The sequence below is a fragment of the Micromonospora sp. NPDC002717 genome (assembly GCF_040295705.1).
Taxonomy (GTDB): Bacteria; Actinomycetota; Actinomycetes; order Mycobacteriales; family Micromonosporaceae; genus Micromonospora.
Genome location: NZ_JBEOVW010000005.1, coordinates 38,065 through 50,877, shown reverse-complemented (window position 1 = coordinate 50,877; position 12,813 = coordinate 38,065). Strand labels below are relative to the sequence as shown.

Annotated in this window: 10 protein-coding genes; 7 read left to right on the top strand and 3 right to left on the bottom strand. The window is 75.7% G+C overall.

The window, feature by feature from the left end:
• The first annotated feature begins 12 nt into the window (after nt 1-12).
• The 4 genes from ABT006_RS09720 to ABT006_RS09705 are packed head-to-tail and all read left to right on the top strand — an operon-like array spanning nt 13 to nt 3,279.
• Nucleotides 13-657 (top strand): amino acid ABC transporter permease, encoded by a 645-nt coding sequence (locus ABT006_RS09720; RefSeq protein ID WP_350704730.1) that lies wholly within the window; start codon nt 13-15, stop codon nt 655-657.
• Complete coding sequence (locus tag ABT006_RS09715) at nt 654-1,526, top strand: amino acid ABC transporter permease (protein ID WP_350704728.1); 873 nt, start codon at nt 654-656, stop codon at nt 1,524-1,526. Before ABT006_RS09720 ends, ABT006_RS09715 begins: the two co-directional genes overlap by 4 nt.
• Complete coding sequence (locus ABT006_RS09710; RefSeq protein ID WP_350704726.1) at nt 1,523-2,536, top strand: asparaginase; 1,014 nt, start codon at nt 1,523-1,525, stop codon at nt 2,534-2,536. Before ABT006_RS09715 ends, ABT006_RS09710 begins: the two co-directional genes overlap by 4 nt.
• Nucleotides 2,536-3,279, top strand: a complete 744-nt coding sequence (locus ABT006_RS09705) for a copper homeostasis protein CutC (RefSeq protein ID WP_350704724.1) — start codon at nt 2,536-2,538, stop codon at nt 3,277-3,279. The genes ABT006_RS09710 and ABT006_RS09705 overlap by 1 nt, the downstream gene beginning before the upstream one ends.
• Nucleotides 3,280-3,324: 45 nt before the next feature.
• On the opposite strand, the gene ABT006_RS09700 is transcribed toward ABT006_RS09705, so the two are convergent.
• Nucleotides 3,325-5,799 (bottom strand): putative bifunctional diguanylate cyclase/phosphodiesterase, encoded by a 2,475-nt coding sequence (locus ABT006_RS09700; protein WP_350704723.1) that lies wholly within the window; start codon nt 5,797-5,799, stop codon nt 3,325-3,327.
• Nucleotides 5,800-6,012: 213 nt separating this feature from the next.
• On the opposite strand from ABT006_RS09700, the gene ABT006_RS09695 reads away from it, so the two are divergent.
• Nucleotides 6,013-6,390, top strand: a complete 378-nt coding sequence (locus ABT006_RS09695) for a PH domain-containing protein (RefSeq protein ID WP_350704722.1) — start codon at nt 6,013-6,015, stop codon at nt 6,388-6,390.
• Between the two features lie 19 nt (nt 6,391-6,409).
• Here the strand turns inward: ABT006_RS09695 and ABT006_RS09690 are convergent, their stop codons facing one another.
• On the bottom strand, nt 6,410-7,336 hold the full coding sequence (locus tag ABT006_RS09690) for a 2-hydroxyacid dehydrogenase (protein WP_350704720.1): 927 nt from the start codon (nt 7,334-7,336) through the stop codon (nt 6,410-6,412).
• A 112-nt stretch (nt 7,337-7,448) separates the two neighbouring features.
• Here ABT006_RS09690 and ABT006_RS09685 point away from each other — a divergent pair, with 112 nt between their 5' ends.
• Both ABT006_RS09685 and ABT006_RS09680 read left to right on the top strand, forming a co-directional pair.
• Entirely contained in the window at nt 7,449-8,624 is a 1,176-nt protein-coding gene (locus tag ABT006_RS09685) for a PQQ-dependent sugar dehydrogenase (protein ID WP_350704718.1), read from the top strand.
• Between the two features lie 58 nt (nt 8,625-8,682).
• A complete protein-coding gene (locus ABT006_RS09680; RefSeq protein ID WP_350704716.1) occupies nt 8,683-10,242 on the top strand; it encodes a metallophosphoesterase in 1,560 nt (519 codons plus the stop codon).
• A gap of 54 nt (nt 10,243-10,296) precedes the next feature.
• On the opposite strand, the gene ABT006_RS09675 is transcribed toward ABT006_RS09680, so the two are convergent.
• Nucleotides 10,297-12,654, bottom strand: coding sequence for a thiamine pyrophosphate-binding protein (locus ABT006_RS09675; RefSeq protein WP_350704715.1), 2,358 nt, complete (start codon nt 12,652-12,654; stop codon nt 10,297-10,299).
• Nucleotides 12,655-12,813: the final 159 nt, after the last annotated feature.

Below are 12,813 nucleotides of genomic sequence, written 5' to 3'. Positions count from 1 at the left end.
CCTTCCCCCGACATGGACGCCCTCACCGCACACCTCGGCGTACTCGGCCACGGGCTGGTCACGACGGTCCAGCTGACCGTCGTGACCACCATCGGCGCGATGCTGCTGGGCATCGTCGTGGCGACGCTGCGGATCTGCCCGGTACCGCTGCTGCGCACCGTCGGCACCGTCTACGTCGAGTTGCTCCAGAACCTGCCGTTGCTGGCTCTGCTGGTGCTCTTCGTCTTCGCGCTGCCGACGGTCGGCATCACGTTCCCGCTGTTCACCTCGGCGGCCATCGTGATCGCCGCCTACGAGGGGGCGTACCTGGCCGAGGCGATCCGCGCCGGGATCAACACGGTGGGCGTGGGGCAGGCCGAGGCGGCGCGCGCCATCGGGCTCACCTTCAGCCAGTCCCTGCGGTACGTCATCCTGCCGCAGGGACTGCGCGCGGTGATCCAGCCGATGGGCAACATCTGCATCGCGCTGCTGATGAACACCTCCCTGGCCGCCGCCGTCGGGGTGGTCGAGCTGACCCAGGCCGCCAACAACGTGAACCTCGTCGAGGCCCAGCCGATCGCCGTCTTCACCGGCGCCGGCCTCGCCTACATGCTGCTGGCGCTGCTGATCGGTCGGCTCACCGGCACGCTGGAACGAAGGCTGGCGATCGTCCGATGAACACGACCCAACAGATCCTCTTCGACGAGCCGGGCCCCCGGGCCCGGCGGCGGATACGCATCGCCACCGTGCTCGGCGCGCTCGCCGTCCTCGGCGGGCTCGCCTGGGCGGTCCACCGGTTCGCGAGCTACGGCGAGCTGGCCGCCGACCGGTGGCAGCCCTTCACCACCTGGCCGATCTGGCGCTACCTGCTCGACGGGCTCTGGGCCACGCTGCGCGCCGCCGCGGCCACCGCCGTGCTCAGCGCCGCGCTCGGCCTGCTGCTCGCGCTCGGCCGGCTGTCGGCGCACCGGCCGGTGCGCTGGCTGGCGGGCGCGTACGTGGAGGTCTTCCGGACCGTACCCGCGCTGCTGCTGATCTACGTGACGCTCTTCGCGCTCCCGCAGTACGGCCTGAACTTCCCGCTGTTCTGGAAGCTCGTGGTGCCCCTGGTGGTCTCCAACTCGGCGGCGTTCGCCGAGATCTTCCGGGCCGGCATCAAGGCGCTGGACCGGGGCCAGACCGAGGCCGGCCTGGCCGTCGGGCTGCGGCGGGGACAGGTCATGCGGCTGGTCGTGCTGCCGCAGGCCCTGCTACAGCTCGCCCCCTCCCTGGTCAGCCAACTGGTCGGGCTGCTCAAGGACACCTCGCTCGGCTTCGTGGTGAGCTACACCGAGCTGCTCTACAGCGGTCAGGTGCTCTCCTCGTACACCAACCTGCTGATCCAGACCTTCCTGGTGGTGGCGCTGATCTACCTGGTGGTCAACGCCTCGCTGTCGAAGTTCGCCCGGGTGCTGCAGGCCCGCAACGGTCGCCTCACCGGACGCCGCAAGTCGGCCGAACCGGATCCGGCGGCGTCACTTCTCGTCCAAGGGGGTACCGCCCGGTGACCACTGTCCCGTACGCCGAACTGGCCCGGGTGACCCGCAACGGTTTCGTGGAGAGCCGACACCTCGGCAGCGTGGTCGTGCTCGACCCGTCCGGAGCGGTCGCGTTCGCCGCGGGCGTACCCGACGAGCCGGTGCTGCCGCGCTCCACCCTCAAGCCGGCGCAGGCGCTGGCCTGCCTCACCGCCGCGACCGCCGCCCCGTCGCCGGCCGCCCGCGCGCTGACCGGCCCCGGGCTGGCCATCGCCGCCGGCAGCCACACCGGCGACGACCGCCACGTGGCCGTGGTACGCGAGCTGCTGGCCGCCGCCGGGCTGGGCGACGAGGCGCTCGGCTGCCCGGTGGACTGGCCGGAGGACGAGGCGACCCGGGAACGGCTGATCCGCGACGGCGACCGGCGGAGCCGGATCCGGATGAACTGCTCCGGCAAGCACGCCGCGATGCTCGTCGCCTGTGCCGCCCGGTCCTGGTCCACGCACGACTACCTGGACCCGGCGCATCCGTTGCAGCGCGAGGTCGCCGCCACGGTCGGCCGGCTGGCCGGCACCCCGGTCACCACCGTGGCAGTGGACGGCTGCGGCGCGCCGCTGTTCGGGCTGCCGCTGACCGGCCTGGCCCGCACGTTCCAGGCCCTGGTCCTGGCGGAGCCGGGCAGCGACGAGGCGCGGGTGGCCGAGGCGATGCTCCGCCATCCGGAACACGTCGGCGGCTGGCACGGCCACCCGAACACCGACCTGATGCGGGCGCTGCCCGGGGTGCTCGCCAAGGGCGGCGCCGAGGGCGTGCTCGGGGTGGCCACCCCGGACGGGTACGCGGTCGCCGTGAAGGTGGTCGACGGAAGCCCCCGGGCCACCACCGCCATCGCCCTCGCCGCCCTGGACGCGGCCGGCGTACCGGTCGACGGCGCCGGGGAGCTGCGCCGGGTGCCGGTGCTCGGCGGGGGCGAACCGGTCGGCGCGATCACCGCCGCCATCGATTGGACCGCGGGACCCCGCAAGGAGAAGGAAGACTGATGACGACATTCGAGATCTGCATCGACAGCGTCGAGGGGGCGGTCGCCGCCGAGGTGGCCGGCGCCGACCGGGTGGAGCTCTGCTCCGCGCTCTTCGAGGGCGGACTGACCCCCAGCATCGGCACCATCGAGACGGCCCTGCGCAGCGTGGACCGGATCCGGGTGCACGTCATCGTCCGGCCGCGGGCGGGGGACTTCATCTACTCCCCGGCGGAGGTCGACGCGATGGTGCGGGACGTGCGGGCGGCGGTGGCCGCCGGTGCGCACGGCGTGGTGATCGGGGCGCTGACCGCCGAGGGCGACATCGACGTACCGACCACCCGGAAGCTGATCGAGGCGGCCGGCAGCGCCAGCATCACCTTCCACCGGGCGTTCGACATGGTCCGGGACCCGTTCGAGGCGCTGGAGCAGCTCGTCGGGCTGGGCGTGGACCGGGTGCTGACCTCGGGTCAGGAGGTGAGCGTGCTGGAGGGCGCCCCGCTCATCGCAGAGCTGGTCCGCCGGGCGGAACGCCGGATCGTGGTCATGCCGGGCGGCGGTATCACGCCGCGCAACATCGCCCGGATCATCGAGGCGACGAACGCCGAGGAGTACCACTTCGCGGCGCTGGTGACGTCGGACGGCCCGGCGGTGCACCGCAACCCGGCGCCGCGGATGGGCGGGTCCCTGCACCGCTCCGAGTACGAGCGCTCCGGCACCTCCGGCGAACTGGTCGGCCGGGTGCTGGCGGCCGCGCGGGCGTGACGTGGTGAGGGGCGCCGCCAGGCGCCCCTTCCCGCCGGCCAGCGGTCAGCGCGACGCCGACGGGAACTCCTCGATGTACGCCTCCACCCGCTCCGCGGTGGCCGGCCGCGCCAGCGCGAAGCCCTGCCCGTACCGGCAGCCGGCCCGGCGCGCGCCGTCGACCAGGCCCGGCAACTCCAGCTCCTCCACCACGATGTCCAGCCCCAACCGATCCCCCACGGCCACCACCACGTCGATCAGCGGGCGCTGCGGGTCCGCCGGGTCCACCAGCTGCGGGCCGACCTTGAGCAGGTCGATCGGCAGCCGGCGGAGCTGGGCGAGCGAGGCGTGCTCGGCCCGGAAGTCGTCCAGCGCGGTGCGGATGCCCAGCGAACGGAGCCCGGCCAGCCGGGCCACCACGGTCGGCAGCTCGCCGGCCACCCTCGGCTCCGCCACCTCGACCACCAGGCGGTCGGGCGGCACCCCGTACGCGTCCAGCACGGCCGCCGTGCGGGGCACGAAGTCGGGCGCGGCCAGCTCCCGGACGGTCACGTTGACCGCCATCCAGAGCTGCCGGCTCCCCGCCGACCAGGCGGCGAGCTGCCGGCAGGCCCGGTCCAGCACCCAGCAGCCCAGCTCGCCCACGATGTCGAGATCCTCCGCCACCGGCAGGAACTCGGCCGGGAGCACCGTGCCGAGGACCGGGCTGCGCCAGCGCAGCAGCGCCTCCGTGCCGACGGGCTGCCGGTCGGCCAGGTCGAGCACCGGCTGGTAGACGAGGTCCAGCTCGCCCCGGGCGACCGCCCCGGGCAGCTCCCGCTCCAGGTCCAGCCGGCGGACGAGCTGCTCCTCCAGGTAGGCGTCGTACCACTCGACCCGGTCCCGGCCGAGCTGCACGGCCCGCCGCCGGGCCAGGTCCGCCTGGCGCAGCAGGTTCTCCGGGGCGGTGCCGGCCACCTCGGCCAGCCCGATGCTGGCCCGCAGCCGCAGCACCCCGCCCGGCACCTGGTAGGGCTGGGTGAGCGCGGCGAGCAGCCGGGTGCCCAGCGCGTACGCCAGCACGGGGTCGGTCCCGGTGACCACCGCGAAGCCGGCGGCGGTGAGGTCGGCGAGCAGGTCCCCTGGGCCGACGACGGCGCGGGCGCGACGGGCGACCTCGGCCGTCACGGCCTCCCGGGCAGCGTGGCCGGGCCCTTCGGCGGTGGCGCCGGGGACGTGCAGGTCGACGACGAGCAGCGCGCCGCAGGGGGACGGCGCGTCCCGCAGCGCGGCGAGGGCCCGCAGCAGCTCGGCGCGGCCCGCCGGCCCGCCGGACCGGCCGGTCCCGGGCGAGCGGTGCCGGGCCGCCGACGCCTCGGTGCAGGTCGGCATGGCGTCGACGCGGACCGGTGCCGCCTCGGCGCCGGTCGCCGCGGCGTCGGCGCGGCCCGGCGCCTGCGTGGGGGCCGGTGGGGCGGAGGCGAGGGCCGGTGGGGCGGAGGCGAGGGCCGGTGGGGCGGAGGCGAGGGCCGGTGGGTCGGAGGCGAGGGCCGGTGGGGCGGAGGCGAGGGCCGGTGGGGCGGAGGCCGGGGCCGGCGGTGGCGGTTCGCCCGCCCGGAGCAGGTCGCGGAGCACGAGCGGCGGCGCGACCGCGAGCGCGAGCAGCACGGCGGTGAGGTCCGGCGGCCCGTCGGAGCGGAGCTGCCAGCCGGTGGCCGTCACGGCCGCGGCGGCCGGGACCACCGCCCGGGGCCACACGAGGATGGGCAGGGCCGGCGGGTCGGGCTGCGGCCGGGCCGCCCGCAACGCCCCCGCCGCGGTCAGCAGCACCCCGCCCACCAGCGGGGGTACGGCCAGCAGCGCCGCCCGGACCGGCGGCGTCCCGACCGGAAGCGCGGCCAGCAACGCCAACCCGAGCAGGGTGAGCGCCGCCCCGCCCCGGCACCGGGCGGCGCCGGAGCGCCGGTGCGGCCCGGTCAGCGCCGTGAGCACCGCGATCGCGAGCCCGCCGAGGGCCACCGCCGCCGCGAGCCGGGCCGGCGGGTCGAGGCGGTCGCGGGGCAGCAGCAGCCAACCGGCGAGGACCAGCCCGAGGCCGGCGGCGGTCGCGTCGAGGGCCCGCCGCAGCCGGACCCGGGCGGCCGGGTGCGGCGTCCGCGCCTGCGAAGGCAGCCCGGCGGCGAAGAGCGGGGCGGCGACGACCAGCCCCGCCACTGCGACGGCGGGCCGGTGGCGGGGGTCTGCGAGCGGGAGGACGGCGGCGGCCAGCCCCGCCGTCACCACGGCGGCGTCGAGCAGCACGGCGACGCGACGGGGCAGCGCCGCGCGGCGGCGGGCCGCCCGGGAACCGCTGGGCGCCGGCGTGGGCGGGCCGGCGGCCAGCCGGGACAGCCGGGCGCCGGCCAGCGCGGAGCCGGCGGCGCCCGCCAGCGCCACGACGGCCGGGGCCGGCATTCGGCCGGCCGCGCCGGCGAGCAGGAGCAGGGCGACGGCGGCGAGGACGAGGGCCTCCGGCACGGCCGGACGGCGGGCGAGGGCGTGGGACGGGTACGCGAGGGGCACGGCGGTCGCCTTCGTGAGGGGGCACGGGCGGTGCGGCGGTGCGGCGGTGCGGGGCGCCGGAACGAGGTGGGTCCGCTGCCCATCTATCGCCAACGAGCGCGCAGGCATGCGGTGACGCCGAGGCGACAGTGGCCCTCGTCACTGCCAGCCGTCGGGTGGGGCCCGGCGCCGCCCGGCGCGTGCCGGGGGCGGCGGGGGTGGGATCATCGGGGGGTGAGCAGCTCCGGCACCGTCCGCTTCCGGCACAACCAGGCGATCCTGGCCGCCGCGATCATCGCCTTCATCGGCGCCCTGCCGCTGGCCGGCGCCCGGTGGTACCTGCTGCCGGTGCTGCTCGTCCCGCTCGCCGTCGGGGTCTGGGCGTGGCGGGCCGGCACCGACGTGGACGCCCGCGAGCTGCGCCTGCGGGCGCTGGTCGGGCAGCGCCGGATCAGCTGGGACCGGGTCGTGGAGCTGGCCCCGGACGCACGGGGCCGGGCGGTGGCCCGACTCGACGACGGCCAGGCGGTGCTGCTGCCGGCCGTCCGCGGCGCCGACCTGCCGCGGCTGGTCGAGGCCACCGGCCAGACCCTGCCCGACGTGGCCGGCTGACCCGCCACGCCGGCGCCGGTCAGTAGCCGTCCACGACCGCGTTGACCAACGGCTCGCCGGCCGCGAACCGCCGGACCTGCTCCCCGACCAGCCGGTACGCCCGCGGCAGCAGGCCGCGCACCGAGCCCGCCACGTGCGGGGTGAGCAGCACGTTCGGCATCGCCCACAGCGGGTGGTCGGCGGGCAGCGGCTCCGGGTCGGTGACGTCCAGCGCGGCCGAGATCCGGCCGGTCCGCAGCTCGGCGACGAGCGCCTCGGTGCGGGCCACCGGACCGCGCGCGGCGTTCACCAGCAGCGCGCCGTCCCGCATCGCCGCGAGGAACGTCTCGTCGACCAGCCCCCGGGTCTGCTCGGTCAGCGGCACCAGCAGCACCACCACGTCGGCCTCGGGCAGCAGGCCCGGCAGCTCCTCGACGCCGTGCACCCCCTGATCCGGGCGGGCGGTACGGGCCACCAGGGTGAAGCTCACCTCGAACGGCGCGAGGCGGTCCCGCACCGCCGAGCCGATCGAGCCCGCCCCGACGATCAGCACCCGCTTGCCCGCCAGCTCGTCGGTGGGGGCCACCTCCCCGTACGCCCACTCGCGCCGGGCCTGCGCCCGGGCCATGGCCGGGAAGGCCCGCAGCTGGGACAGGATCGCCGCGACCACCCACTCGGCGGTGGACGGATCGTGCACGCCCCGCGCGTCGCAGAGCGTCACCCCCTCCGGGATCCGGCCGGCCCAGGCGTCCGCCCCGGCGGAGAGGAGCTGCACCACCGCCAGGTCGGGCAGCTCGCCCAGCAGCGCGGTGGCGTCGCCGCCGGCCAGGAACGGCGGCACCCAGAACCGGACGCCGGCCGCCTCCGAGGGAAGCCGGGCGGGGTCCTCGACCACCTCGACGGTGACGTCCCGGGGCAGCTCCCCGAGGAGCGCGCGGCCGGACTCGTGCGGGATCCATACCTTCACGCCCGCCGACGATAGGCCCCCGGCCGGGCCGCCGGCCGGGCGGGGCGGATCGGGGCACCCGGTCCGATCCGTCGGCCCCGGTACGGCGCCCCGGCCGGCTACCCTGGGCCGGGTGAGCGCCCGTCCCCCGTACCCTCGCACCCGCCGCCTCCGGGCGGCCCTGGCGGCGTCGTGCGCGGCGCTGCTGCTCGCGGCCGCCGGTTGCAGCTTCGGCGAGCCCGAGCCGGACCCGGCCGGCGAGCCGCCGACCTTCCCGACCCCCTCGACGACGGCGAGCGCCGGCGGCGCCGGCAGTGAGGCGGTCACCACCGTGCTGGCCAAGGGGCTGCGGGTGCCGTGGGGCATCGCCTTCCTGCCCGACGGCGCCGCACTGGTCACGGAGCGGGACAGCGGCCGGATCCTGCGGGTCGGCCCCGAGTCGGGGCCCGACGGGCTGAAGGTCACCCCGGTGCAGACCGTCCCCGACGTGGCCGCGTCCGGCGAGGGCGGGCTGATGGGCATCGCCGTCTCCCCCGACTACCAGCGCGACAAGTCGGTCTTCGTCTACTACACGACGGAGCGCGACAACCGGATCGCCCGGCTGGAGCTCGGCGGCACGCCCACCCCGATCCTCACCGGCATCCCGAAGGCGGGCATCCACAACGGTGGCGGCCTCGCCTTCGGCCCGGACGGCCTGCTCTACGCGAGCACCGGCGACGCCGGCGACCGGCCGCAGGCGCAGGACGTCAAGCGCCTCGGCGGGAAGATCCTGCGGATCACCAAGGACGGCAAGCCCGCACCCGGCAACCCGTTCCCGAAGTCCCCGGTGTGGTCCCTCGGCCACCGCAACGTCCAGGGGCTCGCCTGGGACCCGGGCAAGCGGATGTACGCCGTCGAATTCGGCCAGAACACCTGGGACGAGATCAACCAGGTCACCAAGGGGCGAAACTACGGCTGGCCGCAGGTCGAGGGACGCGACGACGACAAGCGCTACGTCAACCCGATCACCCAGTGGCCGACGTCGGACGCCTCCTGCTCCGGGCTGGCCGCCGCGGACCGGCTGCTGGTCACCGCGTGCCTGCGCGGCGAGCGGCTGTGGCTGGTCGAGCTGACCGACACCGGCACAGTGCTCGGCCAGCCGCGCGAGCTGCTGACCGGGCGGTTCGGGCGGCTGCGGGCCGTGGCCACCGCGCCCGACGGCTCGATCTGGGTGAGCACCTCCAACCACGACGGGCGGGGCGACCCCGCGCCCGAGGACGACCGACTGCTGCGTCTGGTGTTCGCCGAGGGCGGCGCCGGCCGGAGCTGACTCGACGGGCTCCGCCGGGTTTACCAAGATCCCTCACTGGGCAGGTCAGAATCTCAACATGGACGGGCAGGAGAACGAGCAGCACGAGCACCGGGACGAGGACGCCCCGGTGACCGGTGGTGCCCGCCGGGGCGACCGCGACCGGGCCGGCCGGCGCGCGCTCCGTACGGCCGGGGTGACGCTGGCGGTCCTGGTCGTCACCCTGGTCGGGGTGGTCGTCGGCGTGCTCGCCGGCGGCCGGGTGAGCACCGACATCGGCCCGTTCCAGGCGGACCTCACGGTGGCCCCGGCCGTCAGCGGCAGCACCACCGTCGACATCCCGCCGCTGGGCGCGTTGCTGCTCGACAGCCACGACGGGCCGACGCACCTGACGGTCGAGCTGGGCGCGCTGGACCAGAGCCGCGTCCAGGCGCTGATCGACGACCCGGCCAGCATCAACCGGGCGAGCCAGACCGCCGTCGACGACGTCCGCGAGGGGGTGATGCGGCTCGGGCTGCGTACGCTCGCGTCGGCCGTGCTGGTGACCCTGCTGCTGGCCCTGCTGGTCTTCCGCGACGCCCGCCGGGCGGCCTGGGCCGGCGGGCTGGCGCTGGTGATCACCGCCGGCGGCCTCGGCACCGCCGCGGCGACCCTCCGGCCGCAGGCCATCGAGGAGCCACGCTACGAGGGGCTGCTGGTCAACGCCCCCGCGATCGTCGGCGACGCCCGGCGGATCGCCAACGACTACACCCGCTACGCCGAGCAGCTCCAGCACATCGTCGGCAACGTCAGCCAGCTCTACACCACCGTGTCGTCGCTGCCGGTCTACGAGCCGGCGCCCGGCACGACCCGGGTGCTGCACGTCTCCGACATGCACCTCAATCCGACCGGCTGGCAGCTCATCCGCACCGTCGTGGAGCAGTTCGGCATCGACGTGGTGATCGACACCGGAGACATGACCGACTGGGGCAGCGAGCCGGAGGCCTCGTTCGTCGGCTCGATCGGCCTGCTCAAGAAGCCGTACGTCTTCATCCGCGGCAACCACGACTCGGGCCGGACGGCGGCGGCGGTGGCCCGCCAGCCGAACGCGGTCGTGCTCAACAACACCACCACCACGGTCGCCGGGCTGACCATCGCCGGCATCGGCGACCCGCGATTCACGCCCGACAAGAACACCTCACCGGCGGGCAGCGGCCTCACCAAGCAGGTCGCCGACCAGGTGATCGGCGCCGGCGACCAGCTCGCCGCCACGGTGCGCAGCTCGCCGCAGCCGGTGAACATCGCGCTGGTGCACGACCCGGCCTCGGCCGGTCCGTTGTCGGGCACCTGCCCGCTGGTGCTCGCCGGGCACACCCACAGCCGGCAGGTGTCGAAGCTGCCGGAGGTGCCCGGGCAGATGCCGACCCAACTGCTGGTGCAGGGCTCCACGGGCGGTGCCGGGCTGCGCGGTCTGGAGGGCGAGAAGCCCACCCCGCTGACGATGAGCGTCCTCTACTTCGACAAGGACAAGCTGCTCCAGGCGTACGACGACATCACCGTGGGCGGCACCGGCCAGGCGCAGGTGAACCTGGAGCGGCACATCGTGGAGAAGCCTAAGGCGGGCGTCCCGGCCCCCGTCACCCCCACCCCGACCCGCTGACCCGCCGGGCCGGGTGCCGGACGACCGTCCGCGCGACACCCGACCCGGGCCGGTTCAGCGCAGGGACAGGGCGGCGAGGGCGGCGTTGACGATGCTGCCGGGCAGCAGGTCGTGCAGCTCGTACAGCTCGTGGACGCTGCCGGACTGGCCGAACTCGTCCACCCCGAGCGGCACCGCCGGGGCGCCGACCGCCGAGCCGAGCCACGCCATCGCGTGCGAGGCGGCGTCGTGCACGGTCACCACCGGCACCCGGTCGGCGAACGCCGAACGCAGCGCGCCGGGCACGCTCGGCACGGTCGCCGTACGGACGCCCTGGCGCAGGGTGCGCTGCCAGGCCCGGTAGAGGCGGTCCAGCGAGGTGACGTCGACGACGTGCGCGGCGATGCCCTCCTCGGCCAGCTCCGCCGCCGCGACGAGCACCTCCGGCAGCACCGCGCCGGAGGCGGCGAGCTGCACGACCGGCGCGTCGGCCAGGTGCGGGTACGCCTGGTGGGCGTCCACCAGCCGGTACGCCCCGGCGACCGCCTGCCGGCGGAGCACCGCGTCGCCGAGCCGGGCCCGGGCCGCCTCGAACGGCGCCTGGTCGATCGGGCGGGTGCTGAGCCGGAAGTAGTACGCCCCGTCCTCGGCCGGCGCGGCCGTCGCCGACGGGGTCGACCCGCCGGCGATCTGGCCCAACGCGTCGCAGAGCAGCCAGTCCAGCGTGGCCGCGTACGCGGGTTCGAGGAACGTCACCCCCGGCAGCTCCAGGCCGACCGACGCGGTGATGGTCGACTGGTGCGCCCCGCCCTCGGGGGCGAGGGTGATGCCCGACGGGGTGCCGGCGACCACGAACCGGGAACCGGAGTAGGTGCCGTAGAGGAACGCGTCGAGCCCGCGCAGCACGAACGGGTCGTAGACCGTGCCGACCGGCAGCAGCGGCTGGGCCGACAGGTCCCAGGCCAGGCCGAGCTGGCCGAGCAGCAGGAACAGGTTCATCTCCGAGATGCCCAGCTCGATGTGCTGGCCGGCGGGGCTCTCCGTCCAGCGCAGCATCCGGTCCTCGGTCCAGGAACGCTGCTCGGTGGGCGCGAAGACACCGGTCTTGTTGATGAACCCGGCGAGGTTCGTGGAGGTGGCCACGTCCGGCGCGGTGGTGACCAGGTAGCGGCCGACCTCGGGGTTGCGGGCCAACTCGACCAGCACCCGGCCGAAGACCTCCTGCGTCGAGATGGGCTTGTTGGCGCGTACCCGCGTGCCCTCCGGGACGGTGACCCCCAGCGCCCGCTCGCGGGGCGCGCGGGACAGCGCCTCGCGGCGCTCGCCGGCCCGGATGCCGGCCGGGGACGCCGGGTCGAGGCGGTCCCATTCGGTCCCCGGCGTCAGGCCGTGCGCGGCGCGCAGCGCGTCGACCTGCTCCGTGGTGAGCAGCGCCGAGTGGTTGCGCGGGTTGCCGGCGATCGGCAACCCCCACCCCTTCACCGTGTACGCGAACACCACGCTGGGCCGGTCGGTGACGGCGTCGCACTGGGCGTACGCGTCGAGCATCGCCGCCATGTCGTGCCCGCCCAGGTCGGTGACCAGCGGCCCCAGCTCGTCGTCGCCGATGTCGGCGATGAACGCCTCGATCCCGTCGGGCGCGCCGTCGAGGAACTGCTTGCGCAGCGCCGGCCCGGCGAGCCCGAACAGGGACTGGTACTGCTCGTTCGGCATCGCGTCGATCCAGTCGCGCAGCCGCTCCCCGCCCGGCCGGGCGTACGCCTCGGCGAGCCGGCGGCCGTACTTGACCTCGACCACGTGCCAGCCGGCGGCCTCGAACTGGCCCCGCCACTGGTTGATCCGCACCCCGGGCACCACCCGGTCGAGCGACTGCCGGTTGAAGTCGACCAGCCACATCACGTTGCCCAGGCCCGTGGTGGCCGGGTCGGCGACCGCCTCCCAGATGTTCCCCTCGTCCAGCTCGGCGTCGCCGATCAGCGCGACGAACCGGGAGTGCGGGCGGGCGCCGAAGTGCGCGTCGACGTAGCGCCGCGTCGCTGCGGCGAAGAGCGGCGCCGCCGCGCCGAGCCCGACGGAGCCGGTGGAGAAGTCCACCTCGTCCGGGTCCTTGGTGCGCGACGGGTACGACTGGAGCCCGCCCCGGGCCCGCAGCGTCGTCAGGTACGACCGGTCCAGGTTGCCCAGCAGGTACTGGATGGCGTGGAACACCGGCGAGGCGTGCGGCTTGACCGCCACCCGGTCCTCGGCGTCCAGGTGCGCGAACCACAGCGCCGTCATCGCGGTGACCAGCGAGGCGCTGGACGCCTGGTGCCCGCCGACCTTCACCCCGTCGCCGGTGTCGCGGTCGTGGTTGGCCGCGTCGACGATCCGGGTGGCGAGCCAGAGCACCCGCTGCTGGATCTCGTCGAGGACGTCGAGGTCGGTTCGGTTCACGTTCGGCTCCAGGGGTCCGGCGCGTCACCGTTGACGGCCGGTCGGGGGCGGGCGGGGTTACGCGGGTACGGGGCCGCCGCGCACGACGGGCGTGCGCGGCGGCTCGGGAGGTGCGGGGCAGGAGCCTTCCTGGCCGGGAGGCGTCAGGAAGGTGCCCTG